Annotated in this window: 20 protein-coding genes; 18 read left to right on the top strand and 2 right to left on the bottom strand. The window is 35.7% G+C overall.

What is annotated here, in order from left to right:
• The first annotated feature begins 23 nt into the window (after window positions 1–23).
• The 4 genes from AWV75_RS02725 (at window position 24) to AWV75_RS02700 (ending at window position 3766) form a co-directional block, all read left to right on the top strand.
• The gene (locus AWV75_RS02725; RefSeq protein WP_060872898.1) at window positions 24–203 is read left to right on the top strand and encodes a hypothetical protein; all 180 of its coding nucleotides are present in this window, start codon (window positions 24–26) and stop codon (window positions 201–203) included.
• Window positions 204–381: 178 nt separating this feature from the next.
• Window positions 382–1113: a DUF2786 domain-containing protein gene (locus AWV75_RS02720; protein WP_060872897.1), complete on the top strand. Its 732-nt coding sequence runs from the start codon at window positions 382–384 to the stop codon at window positions 1111–1113.
• A gap of 521 nt (window positions 1114–1634) precedes the next feature.
• The gene (locus tag AWV75_RS02705; RefSeq protein WP_060872894.1) at window positions 1635–2288 is read left to right on the top strand and encodes a helix-turn-helix domain-containing protein; all 654 of its coding nucleotides are present in this window, start codon (window positions 1635–1637) and stop codon (window positions 2286–2288) included.
• 2 nt (window positions 2289–2290) lie between these two features.
• Window positions 2291–3766 carry a replicative DNA helicase gene (locus AWV75_RS02700; RefSeq protein WP_060872893.1) on the top strand — a complete coding sequence of 492 codons (1476 nt, stop codon included), beginning with the start codon at window positions 2291–2293 and terminating at the stop codon, window positions 3764–3766.
• 50 nt (window positions 3767–3816) lie between these two features.
• Here AWV75_RS02700 and AWV75_RS02695 read toward each other — a convergent pair whose 3' ends face one another.
• Complete coding sequence (locus AWV75_RS02695) at window positions 3817–4095, bottom strand: hypothetical protein (RefSeq protein WP_060872892.1); 279 nt, start codon at window positions 4093–4095, stop codon at window positions 3817–3819.
• 170 nt (window positions 4096–4265) lie between these two features.
• Between AWV75_RS02695 and AWV75_RS02690 the strand changes: the two genes are divergently transcribed.
• The 6 genes from AWV75_RS02690 to AWV75_RS02660 all read left to right on the top strand — a co-directional run bounded on the left by AWV75_RS02690 (window position 4266) and on the right by AWV75_RS02660 (window position 8299).
• Window positions 4266–4448: a hypothetical protein gene (locus AWV75_RS02690; protein ID WP_156424160.1), complete on the top strand. Its 183-nt coding sequence runs from the start codon at window positions 4266–4268 to the stop codon at window positions 4446–4448.
• 268 nt (window positions 4449–4716) lie between these two features.
• Window positions 4717–5028: an HNH endonuclease gene (locus AWV75_RS02680; RefSeq protein WP_060872889.1), complete on the top strand. Its 312-nt coding sequence runs from the start codon at window positions 4717–4719 to the stop codon at window positions 5026–5028.
• Window positions 5029–5136: 108 nt separating this feature from the next.
• The gene (locus AWV75_RS02675; protein ID WP_060872888.1) at window positions 5137–5631 is read left to right on the top strand and encodes a P27 family phage terminase small subunit; all 495 of its coding nucleotides are present in this window, start codon (window positions 5137–5139) and stop codon (window positions 5629–5631) included.
• Window positions 5632–5633: 2 nt separating this feature from the next.
• Window positions 5634–6320 (top strand): DNA methyltransferase, encoded by a 687-nt coding sequence (locus AWV75_RS02670; protein ID WP_060872887.1) that lies wholly within the window; start codon window positions 5634–5636, stop codon window positions 6318–6320.
• Window positions 6321–6322: 2 nt separating this feature from the next.
• Window positions 6323–8038: a terminase large subunit gene (locus AWV75_RS02665; protein WP_060872886.1), complete on the top strand. Its 1716-nt coding sequence runs from the start codon at window positions 6323–6325 to the stop codon at window positions 8036–8038.
• A gap of 15 nt (window positions 8039–8053) precedes the next feature.
• Window positions 8054–8299: a hypothetical protein gene (locus AWV75_RS02660; RefSeq protein ID WP_060872885.1), complete on the top strand. Its 246-nt coding sequence runs from the start codon at window positions 8054–8056 to the stop codon at window positions 8297–8299.
• 194 nt (window positions 8300–8493) lie between these two features.
• Here AWV75_RS02660 and AWV75_RS02655 read toward each other — a convergent pair whose 3' ends face one another.
• Window positions 8494–8949 carry a hypothetical protein gene (locus AWV75_RS02655; RefSeq protein ID WP_060872884.1) on the bottom strand — a complete coding sequence of 152 codons (456 nt, stop codon included), beginning with the start codon at window positions 8947–8949 and terminating at the stop codon, window positions 8494–8496.
• A gap of 137 nt (window positions 8950–9086) precedes the next feature.
• On the opposite strand from AWV75_RS02655, the gene AWV75_RS02650 reads away from it, so the two are divergent.
• The 8 genes from AWV75_RS02650 to AWV75_RS02615 are packed head-to-tail and all read left to right on the top strand — an operon-like array spanning window position 9087 to window position 14306.
• Entirely contained in the window at window positions 9087–10280 is a 1194-nt protein-coding gene (locus tag AWV75_RS02650; protein WP_060872883.1) for a phage portal protein, read from the top strand.
• Window positions 10273–10872 (top strand): HK97 family phage prohead protease, encoded by a 600-nt coding sequence (locus AWV75_RS02645; protein ID WP_060872882.1) that lies wholly within the window; start codon window positions 10273–10275, stop codon window positions 10870–10872. Before AWV75_RS02650 ends, AWV75_RS02645 begins: the two co-directional genes overlap by 8 nt.
• A gap of 2 nt (window positions 10873–10874) precedes the next feature.
• On the top strand, window positions 10875–12161 hold the full coding sequence (locus AWV75_RS02640; protein ID WP_060872881.1) for a phage major capsid protein: 1287 nt from the start codon (window positions 10875–10877) through the stop codon (window positions 12159–12161).
• Window positions 12161–12550 carry a hypothetical protein gene (locus tag AWV75_RS02635; protein WP_060872880.1) on the top strand — a complete coding sequence of 130 codons (390 nt, stop codon included), beginning with the start codon at window positions 12161–12163 and terminating at the stop codon, window positions 12548–12550. Before AWV75_RS02640 ends, AWV75_RS02635 begins: the two co-directional genes overlap by 1 nt.
• Before the next feature lie 30 nt (window positions 12551–12580).
• Complete coding sequence (locus tag AWV75_RS02630; RefSeq protein ID WP_060872879.1) at window positions 12581–13123, top strand: head-tail connector protein; 543 nt, start codon at window positions 12581–12583, stop codon at window positions 13121–13123.
• Window positions 13114–13449, top strand: a complete 336-nt coding sequence (locus tag AWV75_RS02625) for a phage head completion protein (protein ID WP_060872878.1) — start codon at window positions 13114–13116, stop codon at window positions 13447–13449. Before AWV75_RS02630 ends, AWV75_RS02625 begins: the two co-directional genes overlap by 10 nt.
• Window positions 13442–13972, top strand: coding sequence for a hypothetical protein (locus AWV75_RS02620; protein WP_060872877.1), 531 nt, complete (start codon window positions 13442–13444; stop codon window positions 13970–13972). Before AWV75_RS02625 ends, AWV75_RS02620 begins: the two co-directional genes overlap by 8 nt.
• Window positions 13965–14306, top strand: coding sequence for a hypothetical protein (locus tag AWV75_RS02615; protein WP_060872876.1), 342 nt, complete (start codon window positions 13965–13967; stop codon window positions 14304–14306). Before AWV75_RS02620 ends, AWV75_RS02615 begins: the two co-directional genes overlap by 8 nt.
• The last annotated feature ends 1 nt before the right edge of the window (window position 14307 follow it).

The following is a 14307-nucleotide window of genomic DNA, read 5'->3' as shown; positions in this document are numbered from 1 at the left end:
TAACAAGTTAATCCAACAGATCAATGAAACATATATCAGAGATTCTAAAAGAAATACCTGTGGTAGCTCAAATAGGGCAAAACTGCAAGGTGAAGCAAACAACGGTTAATCCGGCTAAGTGTGAAGCAAAAACTAAAGCATGTCATCCAATGGATGTTTTCGCGGGAATTGAAAAATGTAGGCGATGCGGAAAAGGATTCTGATTGATGTTTTGTGGCCCGCGTTTTTGGGCGCGCTAATGGCGGTTTTGCTATTCAGTCTAACAATTTAAAATTACACCAAGGAGTAAGGTGATTGGTTCACAATCTCATAGCTTTTTACTTGTTTTTAACCATACGGGTTCGAATCCCGGCTCCTTGACTAAACTATTTTTTAAAAATTATGGAAGATAAAAAACTTAAAGTTAAAGGAAAAATCCGCGCTCTTCTGAATAAAACAGTTGAAAATGGTGCTTCTGAAGAAGAAGCGATGTTGGCTTTAAAAAAAGCTAATGAATTAATGTTAGAAAACTTTCTGTGTGAACGTGATTTGGAAGGTGTTGCACCTGAAAAAATTATTGAAGTTAGAGAACCGATTGTGGTTTCTTCTTATGATTTCAGTTGGTTTTATGGTGATCTAGCAAGGCTGTTTGATTGTGAGTGTTTCTGGACTACTGGAAGAAAAGGAGATATCGTATTCTTTGGTTTTGAATCCGATGCAAAGCTAGCTATGTATTTCTATCAAATGATTATGAAGCTAGCTTTTTCTTCAATAGAAGAATATAAAAATAGCTTTGAATTCATCCATGCTAAGAGTTTCTACAGAACTCATGGTCGAACTCTTGTGGCTTCTTTTGTAAAGGGTTTCACGATTCGATTAGGGGAGCGATTGACTGAAATGTATCAACAAAGAAAAGCGTCTATTCCTTACGGAATGGGGCTTATGGTTATTCAAAAAGATGAAGAAGTAAAATCTGAATTTAAAAAGCAACATCCAAAGCTAAAGGTTCATAAAGTGAATTTGGATAATCTCGAAGAGGCTGCTTTCCGTTCAGGTCAAGAAAAAAGCAAAGAAGTTGATTTGGTTCAGCCATTGAATGGTAGTACTGAGAATTTAATGCAATTGTCGATGTAGTGAATGAAAGGAAAAAAAACGGAATACCCGTAGCTCTGTTAGTCCTCGGGTATTCTTTACTCTTACTGATGCTTAGCATTAAAGAGCTGGCACCGACAATAGCTGAGAGTGATGTTGCAACCGCTATTATGTGGTTTGTAAAATGTGTTTTGGGGTGTTATCAGCTTTGGTTTAGTTGGTGGTGGTTAAAATCTAAATAACTATGGATAAAAAGTATACTATCTCAGAATTTAATTTGTCTGAGGAAATGATCATTGAAGATGGTAAAAGAAAGGGTATGAGATACACTCTAGAAGTTAGATCTAGATCATCAGAATTAAGGAATTTGTATATGTTGAATCTATTTGGGCTAAAACCTTGCAGTTGTGGCAACATTTGCAAGAATCGAAGTAATCTTTTCAGACGTTTCTGGAATAGATTGTTTAAGTGAGTCCATTTCAAAAATAGCACTTCCAAGGTATTGACAATTTCGTCAATAGGTAGTTGAAAATTAAATAAATAACAATGTAAAATACAGTTACATGGAACCAGGATATTATGCTATCATACCAGCGTCTGTGCGGTATGATAAGGAATTGCAACCCAATGCAAAGTTGCTCTATGGGGAAATTACAGCCCTTGCTCAACGTGAGGGATTCTGCTGGGCGGGTAATGATTATTTTGCTGAATTGTATGCGGTGTCTAATGAGACAATTTCACGTTGGATATCGGCTTTAAAAAAGGCGGGATATATCGAGGTTGAAATCTTGAAAAATGAGGGCAATAAACGCAAAATAGCTATTGACAAAAAAGTCAAGACCTATTGCGAAAATAATCAAGACCTATTGACAAAAAAATCAATAGCTATTGACGAAATCGTCAACTCTAATATAAGGATTAATAATACAATTAATAATACAGAGAATAGCGCTCTCAGTTTTTTTAAAGAAAATAATCCCAGTTTATACGAAACTTTCTTAATGCAATATCAATCGAAAATCAAAGATTTTCAAAAGTTCTGCGAGCTGTTTAATTGCAAAGTTGATGAAGAGGATTTGGAGTGGACGGGAAAAAAGATAAATGCACGATTAACTCGATTTGCAATTAACTACATCGAAAACGAAAACAAAGCATTTGCAATACAACAGCCTTCAGTACAACAACAAACACAACAATATTCTAAAAATCACTTTTAATCATGAGTCAAACAATTTCAAAAGGATTAGTTCCTCCGCATTCAAAAGATACTGAAGAAGCAGTATTGGGAGGAATGATCAATAGTAAGCAAGCGCTTGATGAAGCAATGCAAGTGATCAAAGATTCTTCTGTGTTTTATGTTCCGGAGCATATGCAAATCTTTGAAGCGGTTCAAGAATTGTATTCAAGTTCTCAACCGGTTGATATGATTAGCGTTTCACAGAAGTTGAGAGCGAATGGAGTTGCTGCTGAAGGATTGGTTGTGGAGCTTGTTCAAAAGAGCGTTTCTGGTGCGCACATCGAATATCACTCTCGAATTCTTTTGCAGTATAAACTTCGTCGAATGATTGTGAGTTTTAATGCTAGTATTAGTGCAGCTGCAATGGATGAGAGTGTTGATGTGTTTGATTTACTTGCGCGTTGGAACAAAGAGTTTGATACCGTTACCGAGTTAATCACAACGGGGCGTTCGAGTGTTACTATCGCAGAATCTTTACAGGACCTAGCAAAGCGATTGGAGTTCATTTCTAAAAGCACGGGTGAGAGTAAAGTAACTGGAGTTCCAACAGGGTTTAAGCGAATTGATGCGTATACATCCGGTTATCAAAATGGAGATTTAGTAATTGTTGCTGCGCGTCCTGGTATGGGGAAAACAGCCAAGGCTTTAAAAACGGTTATTGAAAATGCTAAGGTTGGTAATGCAGTCGGTGTAATCTCTTTGGAAATGCCCGTATTGCATTTGACTGGTCGTATGATGTCGATTGATTCTAATTTTCATCTAGGACAATTGTTGAAGACAGGGTTTGATAAGCCCGAATACTTTCAAACGTTTATGATGCACTCAGGCCGAATGGCTAAGTATCAAATCGTAATGAAGGATTCGGGTGTGGATGATATCTCGGACATCATTGTAGAGGCAAGAAGCTGGAAGCGTAGGCATGATATCAAGCTTTTGGTAATTGATTATTTGCAATTAGTAAGTGATAAAACTAAAGGGAACAACCGAGAAAATGAGGTTAGTTCGGTGAGTCGTCGATTGAAACTCTTGGCAAAAGAGTTGGATATTCCTATCATCGTGATGTCGCAGTTGTCTAGAGCAGTTGAAACGCGAGGCGGTTCTAAACGTCCGTTGTTGTCTGACCTTAGAGAGTCGGGGTCCATTGAACAAGATGCGGATATTGTTGAGTTTATCTATCGACCAGGATACTACAACATCGAGATTAATGGTAACCCTGAGTATGATGAAATGACTAGGCAAGGAGCTGATACAGAAATCATATTTGCTAAGTATCGCGCTGGGTCTGTTGGAACTACATTCTTGAAATGGATTGGTGATAAGACAAAGTTTATTGATCCAACAGATAGTAACGAGAATGGAAGTAATCAGCAGGAAGTGAATGTGTATAGTAATGCGAAAGCTTATGTTCCGACGGTTAGTGCAGCAGAGGCTTTTGGAGGCGATGATACGCCGTTTTAAGAATAAAAGAAGGCCTTAAGAATATAATCTCTTAAGACCTTACAGTGGATTTATTTCAAAATTTCCATACTAATATTGGCTTCAGGATATTTTTCTGCCCATTTTTCTTGCTCTATCAAACCTTTCCTAAAACAGTCATCTTTTCCTTCACGACCTGTGTAGATTTCAGAAGCGATTTCTTCTTCAGTGTCAGGATGATACGCTCTAAGTTTGAATTTACAAGGCTTGTCTTGTTCTAATACTTCTTTCTCAACAGGTTCTCCATTAGATGCAAATGCACTACCGCTAACAACAACAAGTGCAAATGCACATAAAATTAATTTTTTCATAATAAATAATTTAAAATTGGTTAGTGTTAAAATAGTAAATGTTAATTAAAACAAAAAATAAAATATTGATTATTAACCAGATGTACAGTTTAAATGTAAATAATGTTAATATGAAACTTCCCACTTGAATTTGTAAGTGGTTTATGATTATGTCAATTGAAAAAGTAGAAATGTATGCAGTTTCATGTGATAACTGCGGAGAAGATTTAATCACAGTGTACACTGATGAGGAATTAGCTAAAGAAGGAGCGATTGAAAATGATTGGATTAAGTATAAAGGCGATCATTTTTGTCCTGATTGTTGGTCATATGATGAAAATGATAATTTAATTATTAAACACAAAGACAGTTAAAAACATTTTAAAACTTCCCACTTGAATTTGTAAGTGGTTTATTGAAATGGAAGGAGAATGGCAAATAGAAAGTGTAGATAGTTTTTATTACAGAAGTAATCGATTCTATTCATACACATACAAAGAGATTACGTATTGGTTTAATCCTAAAACGTTTGAGAGAAAAGAAACTGAAAGAGTTAAGTGTATAGAGAAAGGACAGGAGTATGATTTACCTGCCTGGTGTAGTAGATGTGAGTATCGAAAGAGATTAAATTGTGAGTAAAGTATGGCAAAGAGAATAGATAGTATTAAACGTCCTTGGGTAGTAGAGCGCAAGCCGTTTGAACGAAATGTAAGAAGCAACTCAGAGTTCTATAACTCGAGAGCTTGGCGCAAGTTGAGGCGATCGTTCTTAGATGCGAATCCGTTGTGCGTGGAGTGTAAGAGTGAAGGCTTGGTTACTCCTGCAACTGTAGCAGATCACATCCAGCCGATCAACCAAGGAGGTGAACGACTGAGTGAAGGTAACCTTCAACCGATGTGCGCGAGCTGTCACAATAAAAAATCCGCTCGCGAATCGCATGGGGATATGGGGTAAAATCTCCCGAGAATATGCTCCCTGTACATCGCATGTTAGTCACATTTTTACTCACAATGAATTTAGGGGAGGGGGGTATGAGTAATTGATAACTAATATTTTACAAGAATGAAAGAGAATAAACTTTTTAATATGAGTGGTGAAATTGTAGAATGGGAAAACGCAACTACCACAGGAAAGAATCAACAGCTTTATGATGTCTTGGATAAACTTCCTGCACCAATGGCAAAGTTTGAATTAACAAAGGACCAGAAGTTTTGGTATAAATATTTTGGAGAGCAATTGATTGGTTCTAAAAAATTGACTAAGCCTGATTTAGTGCATTTGCATCGATTGGCAACTACGATTGATTATTACATTCAAGCGGAAGCAGAAATCAATTCAAGAGGTTTTCATGGTGGCTTGATTCAAACCTTTGCAACCGGAGCTACAAATGTGAGTGGCTATGTGACCATTCGAGAAAAGATGATCAAAGATATGGATGAGCTTTCAAAGCATTTTGGATTTTCATTTAAGGATAGAAATAAATTGGTGGATGTGCCTAAAGGAGATCCTGGACAAGGTGATTTGTTTACGGGTTTTTTAAATCAGAAATATAGTTAATAATGAAGCTAACAGATAATATTGAGATTTTACATGAGGATAATATGGAATTAATGAAACGTTATCCTGATAAATACTTTGATTTAGCTATTGTTGATCCAGAATACGGGATAAATATTGCCAATCGGAATGGAAGCTTAGGTCAAAAAAAAGGTCAAGGAAGAATTACAAATTATAAAAAAAAGGATTGGGATTCTAAACCAGCAGGAAAAGAATATTTTGAAGAGTTGTTTAGAGTGTCCAAAAATCAAATTATATGGGGAGCTAATTATTTTGTAGAACACTTACCTGCTGCTAAAAATTGGGTTGTGTGGGATAAAGGGCAACCTGAAGGAGTTTCATTTTCAATGTATGAACTAGCTTTTACGTCGTTTCAAAAAGGTCAAGCAATGATTTACAGAAAGACTTTTGCTAGCTCATGTAATAAAGTAGCTAATAACTATCAATTAGCAAAAGTTTATGCAAAAATTCATCCTGCACAAAAACCAGTTGAGCTTTATAAATGGCTTTTAGATAAGTATGCAAAACAAGGAGATAAAATATTAGATACTCATTTAGGAAGTGGCAGTATAGCAATTGCTTGTCATGATTATGGTTTTGAGTTATTAGCTTGTGAAATTGATGTTGATTATTTTGATGCTTCGTGTAAAAGAATTAGCGATCATATATCTCAGCTAAAAATATTTTAATTATGAAACTAACAAAAGAAATGCTTTCCTCACCGGCTTTTCAATATGCTCAAATGGTGAGGAGTGGAAAGCTGAAAACAGGAAAGAAAATACAGCTCGCAGTTGAGCGGTTTTATAAGTTCATTGAAGAAGCAGATATAAAAGGATTTGCAATTGATCATGATAAGGGAATGCGAGCCGTTAATTTCTTTCCTAATTTTCTAAATCATACAACCGGAAAGATGGCGGGCCAACGATTCTTTTTAGCTCCTTTCCAAGCATTTACCATTTACAATATTTTCGGATGGATTAACAAAGAGACGGGAGTACGTCGATTTAATACCGTATATGATAAACGTGCCAAGAAAAACGGAAAAACCGCAGAAATGGCTGGGCTTGCTTTGTTCTGTATGTCGTTTGATGTCGAGATGGGGGCGCAAATCTACGTTGGGGCGACCAAAGAAGAACAAGCGAAAATCTGTTGGAATCAAGCTAAGATGTTTATTGATTCTCCAGTTTCAAATCCTAACCTTCGAAATATGGGATTCCAATGTTTTCAAAAGGAAATCAAGTTTGGACGAACTCAATCAGTTATGATGCCACTTGGAGGGGATTCTAAGACGCAGGATGGAATCAACGCTCACGTGGCTATCATTGATGAATATCACGCACATAAAGACGATACGGTTAAAGAAAATTTGGAATCAAGTTCAGTATCCAGAAAGCAGCCAATTACTTATCATATTACAACAGCGGGTGTAAACTTAATGAGCGCTTGTAAGCGATATGAAGAATCAGTTACAGAAGTGCTGGAAGGAAGGAATCAAGACGATCACTTGTGGATTATGATTCATGATTTAGACGAAGGTGATGATTGGGAAAATGAAGACAGCTGGTTTAAAGCTAATCCGCTTTTAGGATTTGGTTTGGATATTGATAACATTCAAAAAGAATACATCAAGGCGCGGAACCAACCCAGTAAGATTCCAAACTTTAAAACGAAACATTTAAACATGTGGGTGGATGCTCCAACGATATGGATTCCCAATGAAATATGGATGGCTAATAAAGTAGATGAAATTCCGATGGATAAGTTTACACAATTCGGTTCTTTTGGAGCGCTTGACCTTTCGACAACAACGGATATTACTTGCTACTTAGCAGTGTCAGAACCGGACGAAGAAATGAACCGATTTGTGAAGCCTTACTTCTTTTGTCCGAAAGATACAATTGAGCATCGAAGTAAAGAGGATCGAGTACCTTATCAGTATTGGGTGGATGCGGGATATCTAATTGCAACCCCTGGTAACGTGGTAGATTATGAATATGTGAAGGACACGATTCGCTCAACCTATAAAGAATTGAATGTAAATCGAATTGAAGCGGACAAATGGAACTGTGAACAGATGGCGCAGGAACTTACAGAAGAAGGCATGGAGGTAAGTTTCTTTAGTCAGGCAATAGGAGTAATCTCCTTTCCAACCAAGCAGTTTGAAAAGTTGACCTATGAAGGAAAGATAAAACATGATGGTAATCCGATTTTGCAATGGATGCTTTCCGGTTGTGTTATTTATCGCGATGCGAACGATAATATCAAGGTTCACAAAGGGCAATCCAATAAAGGAGGAAAGCGAATTGATGGAATTATTGCAATTATTATGGCACTGGGCGGATCTATGTCGGTTGAGGGAGATGAAGGAGGTAAATACAGCAAGCCTGGAGCTGAAGTTTATATTTAACCAATACGATGAATTATGACGATAACACAACATCATTTAGCGGTTCAGGCAGAAAATGAACGGCTAAAAAAAGAAAATGAATTGATGAAAAAGATTGCTTCGACTGAAGGGTTCTATAGTTATTACTTTACACAGATAAGTTATTTTAGGAATAGAAGAGAGGCTTTTAAATATGTAAACGATTTATATAAAAAATATTTTGGTTGTTATCGATATTCGGATTATGATTCGTTTAGAATAACAACTAATAGAAAAAGATGATATGAAAAGATTTATAAGTTTTATAGTGCTTGTTTTATGCGCAATTGTTGTGATGTTAACAACAACAGTTTTTTTAGATATTGAATTTATTCAAAAATACATTATCCGTCAAGTAATAATATATATATTCATTCTTTTTGAGTTTCTTTTATTCAGTAGAATATTTTATCTAAAATTAAAAAACCAGTAAGCATTTACTTACTGGTTTTTTTTATGAATGTGTATTTTATTAGTTTATCTACATCATATCCTCTGCTTAATTCAAGAGTGTTATCTGATAGGTTTTCTATTTTATAAACTATCTGTTCTGTTCCTTTTCTTATAACTAATTCCTTTTTTTTTGTAAAGTAAGATATTTCACTTATTTGTATTTTACAATCTGTGTCGGGATGATTTTTAATTACTGTAGCTAAGCTTTCTAAACCATCACCATTATTAAAAAAATCATAGCTACTTCGGCAGTTTGTACTTATTTCTATAGTTTCTAAAATATTGTAATTGAAGTCTAGTATAGTTACTTGGTTATCTTGTGTCCAGCTTGAATTTTGAAGATTATAATCTAATTCATTGTTTTTATTGTCATCTGACGTACATCCTAAAAAAAAGAAAACTATAAGGAAGTATAATAAGTAATATACAATTTTGTTCATTTGATATCAGTGATTTAGATGGTTTTTAATATTAAGTCAAAAGTACATAGAAAATACTTAAAAAAGGTAACATTGTTACAACCTTGTCAAGGTTTTAGTGTCTAAGTTTGCTCATGTGATCATCAAATGATAAGATAATGAGTGGATTGTTAGACAAAGTTTTTAGACCTTTAGAAAGTTCGAGTTCTTCGAGCTTTATGGATTTTCTTCCGTTTTTTTCGGGTAATAAAACAGTTGCCACTGCACAGTCGGCATTAACACTTGCGGCTTTCTATAATGGAGTGGACCAGTTATCCAATGACATTGCAAAGCTTCCTAAGAATGTATACATAAAAGAAGGTGATTCGCGTAAAAAATATGTCGAGCATCCATTGAATTATCTTATCTCCACAGAACCTAACGAAATGATGTCGGCTTTTGATTTTTGGAAGTTAGTAATTGTGTTGGTGATTTTGAAAGGGAATTGTTTTGTATTAGTGAATCGGAACAATATGGGGGTGGAAGAAAGCTTAGTCATCCAAAATAATGCAGATGTATGGGTGAAGCGTGAGGGTGACAAGCTTTTCTATTTTATTAAAGGAAAAGCGTATTTGTCAAAGCAAGTGTTGCATTTTAAAGCGTTTTCATTGGATGGTATTTTAGGAGTTTCAGTAATTCGTTATGCAGCACATAATTTAGGAGTGAATTTAGATGCTCAACAATATGCTTCTGACATTTATTCTGATCGTGGTTTAGGATATGGAGTTATTGAGAGCGATAAGCAAGTTCAAAATGACGCTAAAAAACTTATCTCAGAAGGATTTACTAAAAAGATGTCTGAGAAGAATAAGTTTAAAGTACCTGTTCTTGATGAAGGGTTGAAATACAAAGCTATTAGTGTTACTCCTGCTGAGGCTCAATTTTTAGAGACGAATAAAAATGCAGTTATCGAAATTGCTAGATGGTTAAACATTGCGCCTCATAAGCTAAAGGATCTTACTAACGCAAATTATTCGAACATACAGGCTCAGTCTATTGAACACGTTCAGGATTCTTTAATCCCTTGGATTGGTAGAATTGAATTGGAGCTTAATCGGAAAATGTTTACTAGAGAAGATTCTGAAACCTTTTATGTAAAGCTAAATGAAAAGGTTCTGCTAAGAGGAGATTCTGAAGCGCGTAAGAATTATTTAACCCAATTGGTTTATGCAGGTATTCTTACTAGAAATGAAGCGAGGGCGTTGGAGGATTTGGACCCGATTGAAGGATTGGATGAACCACTTACACCCGTCAATGCGCAGCTGTTGGATTTTATGTTGAAGAAAAATGAAAAAGAGTTAAAAGATGAATAAGATTGAAAGATATGTATATGCTAGAGCGGTAAGTGAGGAGCAGGCAGAAAAGAGACAAGCCGAATTTGTGATTAGTACAGAAACACCTGATACTTATGGAACTATTTTCGAATTAGGTGGATGGAATTTGGAACGCTATAATAGAAATCCGGTTGTGCTATATGCGCATAAGTCTCATTCTGATAATCCCGATATGGTAATTGGAACTTCTGAAGTAAGAATTGATGGCGAAGAATTAGTTGCTATAGTAACTTTTGAGGAAGCAGAAATCAATCCAATTGCAGAAAAGGTTTATCAGAAAGTAAAAGCGGGCACATTACGTATGGCTTCAGTAGGAGCAGAAGTGCATGAGGGACGATTCGGGGATTTTGAAAAAGGGGAGAATCCGGATTTATTCCGATTTACCAACCAAGATTTATTAGAGTGGTCTATTGTTCCTGTGGGAAGTAATCCTGATGCATTGAAAAGAAGTGCAGATAATTTAGAATACATTAAAAAACGATTTTCTAAAAAAGAGGAATCTAGGCAATATCCGAGCCTTGCGGTTAGAGAGGCGCAAATGAAGTTGAACAAAAGAAAATTAGAGTATTAGTTATGTTGAAATCAGACAAATTAAAGCAAGAACGCGCAGCGAAGATTAAAGAACAGCAGCGTATTTTAAATCTTGTAAAGACAGAGAAAAGAGAGTTGACAGAGGAGGAGAATACTTCTTTAGATACGTTAGATGGCGAGATTGAGTCTTTGGATGGAGATATCGATAAGGCAGTAAAAAGTGAGGAAAGAGAAAGAAGAATCGCTTCTATGGCTGGTGCTTCTGGAGGAGATGACGGTAATGATTCGGAGCAACGTGAAATTGATGGAATGGTAAAAAGGTTCTCTTTTTTAAATGCTGCTAGAAGTGCGTCGAAGGGAATTGCTTTGACAGGAGTTGAAAAAGAAATGAATGACGAGGCTATTAGAGAAGCAGGAAGTTTAAATCTGGGGTTTGAAGATAATGCGAATAGTTTTTCAATCCCTTCTAAAATGGTTCGTGCTGCATCTCAAACAGTAACAGAAGATGCAGGGAAATTTGGAGGTAAATTGGTTGCTACTGATATTAATGTGGTAGAGGGATTTATTCCTAAGTTGTTTCTTGAAGAGGCTGGAGCAAATTTTTTAACTGGTTTAGTAGGAAATGTTTCATTGCCTAAATTTTCTGATTATGCTTATAAATGGTTATCTGAAAGAGAAAAGATTGTTTTAAAAGCAGAAGATATTGATGGGCCGGTAATGAAACCAAAAAGAGCTGGTGCTGGTGTATCTATTTCTACTCAATTATTGTCTCAAACATCTACTCCTGTTGAGATGATGATTTATGATAAATTACGCCAAGCGGCTGCAAGAGCCTTGAATAAAGCCGCTTTAAATGGTGATGGAATTAAAGAACCATTAGGTATTTTGAATATGACAGGAATTCAATTAGCAGCTGCTATAGCTGAAGAATCGATGTCTTATGATGCAATTGTAGAATTATGGGGATTAATTGCTGGGGCAAATGCTGATAACGGAAACGAAGTATTTATTTTAAATTCAAAATTAGCAGCCGCAGCCAAAACAACTAAAAAGGATGCAGGAAGTGGTCGCTTTGTAATGGAAGATGGAAAATTCGATGGACAAAATACTATCATTACCAACTTAGTTGAAGAATTAGCAGGCTTGCAAACATTAATTTACGGGAACTTCTCTGAATTATATATCGGTCAATGGGGTGGAGTAAACTTTACTGCGGACCCGTATACAGGGGCTAGTACAGGAGAGGTATTATTGTATTCTAATTTATTTGCAGATGTTCAATCGGCTAATCCTGAAGCATTCGCAGTAAATAAATTCTTAAAAGCGTAATGAGTACTGGAAATAAAAAAGAACAAGGAGTTGAAGCAACTTCTGTTCTTACTGAAGAGAAAAAGGCTACAGAAAATGGAGAGTTGCTTGATCATGTAGTTGAGGGTTTAGAGGCTGTAATCGCCGAAAAGGATACTAAAATATCTGAGTTAGAAACAGAAAAGATTGAATTGCAAGGTAAGTTGGAGAAAGCTGAAGCTAAGATTGTAGAGTTAGAAAAGAAACTACCTAAAGCAGTAAAAGTGAAGAAAAACGAAGTTGTCATTCGTTTCACTTTATCTCCAGCAGGAAAATTTAAACTTCCTTACAATGTAGGTCAAGAAGTGGCATTACATGAGGAAGTAGCAGCAGAAATCGTAGAAGCGAAATACGCGGAATACGTTAAATAAAAATCTTTCATAATAAATAGTTTGGTTGGTATGAATGCAGATGTTATTGCTATAGAAAATGTAGAAGTAGTGAAGTTGGAATTGGCGAAAAAGCACTTGCGCTTGGATGCTGATAATGACGAGGAGAATATGTTGATTGAGGTAGCAATAGCATCTGCTATTACTCAGGCAGAAAACTACACGGAAAGAGTTTTAAAGAAGGGTATAATTGAATTCTTGACTCATAATGCTGAATCGATAGTTATTGAAAGATCTTCTTTGAATGACGAGATTCAAAAAGTAGAAGTTGTGGAAGAGGATGTTGATTCAGTTCTTCTTCCTGCTTCTGCTTATTCTCAAACAAAAAGAGGTCCTGAGATTTATGAAGTGTCTTTTAAGAATGTGAAGTTAGAACCAGGACAACAGTTAAAAGTTACTATTGAATTGGGATTTGATTCGGAAACATTACCAAAAGATATTTTGTCAGCAATACTTTTGATGGTAGGGGATGCGTATGAAAAGCGAGAGGATAGAAATCAAGGAAATAATACAGCAGTAAATAATCTTTTAAGACCGTATAGAAAATGGCAGTAAGAAAACCGTATATCGGGCAAATGGATCGTAAGATTGTTGTCTATGAAAGTATTAAAACACAGAATGATATTGGAGAGGCTAAGAAGGAAAAGAAAAAGATTGCTGAGTGTTGGGCAAGAGTAGATACAGATACTGGTTCAGAAAAGGTAGAAGGGAATGTTCGACACTTGATAAATAAGAGTTTTACGATTCGCTTTAACCAGGTCATTTTCGAACGCGGGAATGAATTTGTGATAGAGGATAATAAACAGTTTTACAACATCACGCATGTTGCTGAGATTGGGAGAAGATCACATCTACAATTAATCTGTTTTATTTATGATTAAGGCAACGATTCAAGTAAATAGTAATCTTAAACAATTAGCAGATGGGGCAAAAGAAAAAGGGCGTTATCGAAAGATATTGAATGAGGTGGCTTCTGAATTGTCTTCATCGGTTAAGAGTAAAACCCCAGTTAAGTCAAAGGCTGTTTCTTCCGGTCGAAAAAATGGAGCGGGTAGAGTTCAGCAAAGAGCGGGTAATCTGAAGGAATCAATTGGTGTTTTTGATTCGAAAAGTCAGAATTATGTCCGAGTTTGGGTTGGTGCTAGAGTTCAAAATGGTTTTGATGGTTGGTATGCGCAAATGGTTCACAATGGACATCGAATTTATCGAAATACTAATTCAGTAAAACGAAATCCTTTGAAGCGATGGCGTAAAAAAACACTACCCGAAAAAACACAAGGGCAAGTTAAAGCAGATCCTTTTATTACAAGAACATTCGAAAGTAAAAAAAGTGGTTTAGAAGCTTCTTTGAAAAGTAAAATCGGTGTAAATCTAGAAACTTTAATAAAACAGAATAATGCTTGAGTTAAGTAAAGAATTGTATATGCTTTTCTCTAGTTCAGATTTATTTACTTCTGTGGTAGAGAAAAGAATATTTCCGGTTGTGGCTGGTGAAGGAGTAGATTATCCTTTTTCGATTTATACCATGAATCAACTACCAGCTTCCTTTGATGGTGATGAATTTAGTGTGGGATTACACACTTATTTTTCTCCAAACAAAATTAGTGAAGCAATGGGATTTGTTGATTCATTACGAGATTTTATAGATGATCATTTCATTTATGAAGGTTCCGGAATTGACTTTATTGAAAAGGATCAAAGTATAGTAGTTTCAATATATTTTAAAACAATAGGATAAA

It is taken from the genome of Myroides odoratus (assembly GCF_001549985.1).
Classification (GTDB): Bacteria; Bacteroidota; Bacteroidia; order Flavobacteriales; family Flavobacteriaceae; genus Flavobacterium; species Flavobacterium odoratum_A.
Note: the sequence above shows the minus strand (reverse complement) of the source record. Positions and strands in the feature narration are given on the sequence as shown.

Coding starts and splice junctions, on each gene's coding strand:
- AWV75_RS02635 (WP_060872880.1), top strand. CDS start 12,161: ATGAGTACTGGAAATAAAAAAGAACAAGGAGTTGAAGCAACTTCTGTT.
- AWV75_RS02665 (WP_060872886.1), top strand. CDS start 6,323: ATGAAACTAACAAAAGAAATGCTTTCCTCACCGGCTTTTCAATATGCT.
- AWV75_RS02630 (WP_060872879.1), top strand. CDS start 12,581: ATGAATGCAGATGTTATTGCTATAGAAAATGTAGAAGTAGTGAAGTTG.
- AWV75_RS02680 (WP_060872889.1), top strand. CDS start 4,717: ATGGCAAAGAGAATAGATAGTATTAAACGTCCTTGGGTAGTAGAGCGC.
- AWV75_RS02700 (WP_060872893.1), top strand. CDS start 2,291: ATGAGTCAAACAATTTCAAAAGGATTAGTTCCTCCGCATTCAAAAGAT.
- AWV75_RS02615 (WP_060872876.1), top strand. CDS start 13,965: ATGCTTGAGTTAAGTAAAGAATTGTATATGCTTTTCTCTAGTTCAGAT.
- AWV75_RS02720 (WP_060872897.1), top strand. CDS start 382: ATGGAAGATAAAAAACTTAAAGTTAAAGGAAAAATCCGCGCTCTTCTG.
- AWV75_RS02640 (WP_060872881.1), top strand. CDS start 10,875: ATGTTGAAATCAGACAAATTAAAGCAAGAACGCGCAGCGAAGATTAAA.
- AWV75_RS02645 (WP_060872882.1), top strand. CDS start 10,273: ATGAATAAGATTGAAAGATATGTATATGCTAGAGCGGTAAGTGAGGAG.
- AWV75_RS02660 (WP_060872885.1), top strand. CDS start 8,054: ATGACGATAACACAACATCATTTAGCGGTTCAGGCAGAAAATGAACGG.
- AWV75_RS02675 (WP_060872888.1), top strand. CDS start 5,137: ATGAAAGAGAATAAACTTTTTAATATGAGTGGTGAAATTGTAGAATGG.
- AWV75_RS02655 (WP_060872884.1), bottom strand. CDS start 8,949: ATGAACAAAATTGTATATTACTTATTATACTTCCTTATAGTTTTCTTT.
- AWV75_RS02650 (WP_060872883.1), top strand. CDS start 9,087: ATGAGTGGATTGTTAGACAAAGTTTTTAGACCTTTAGAAAGTTCGAGT.
- AWV75_RS02690 (WP_156424160.1), top strand. CDS start 4,266: ATGTATGCAGTTTCATGTGATAACTGCGGAGAAGATTTAATCACAGTG.
- AWV75_RS02725 (WP_060872898.1), top strand. CDS start 24: ATGAAACATATATCAGAGATTCTAAAAGAAATACCTGTGGTAGCTCAA.
- AWV75_RS02695 (WP_060872892.1), bottom strand. CDS start 4,095: ATGAAAAAATTAATTTTATGTGCATTTGCACTTGTTGTTGTTAGCGGT.
- AWV75_RS02625 (WP_060872878.1), top strand. CDS start 13,114: ATGGCAGTAAGAAAACCGTATATCGGGCAAATGGATCGTAAGATTGTT.
- AWV75_RS02670 (WP_060872887.1), top strand. CDS start 5,634: ATGAAGCTAACAGATAATATTGAGATTTTACATGAGGATAATATGGAA.
- AWV75_RS02620 (WP_060872877.1), top strand. CDS start 13,442: ATGATTAAGGCAACGATTCAAGTAAATAGTAATCTTAAACAATTAGCA.
- AWV75_RS02705 (WP_060872894.1), top strand. CDS start 1,635: ATGGAACCAGGATATTATGCTATCATACCAGCGTCTGTGCGGTATGAT.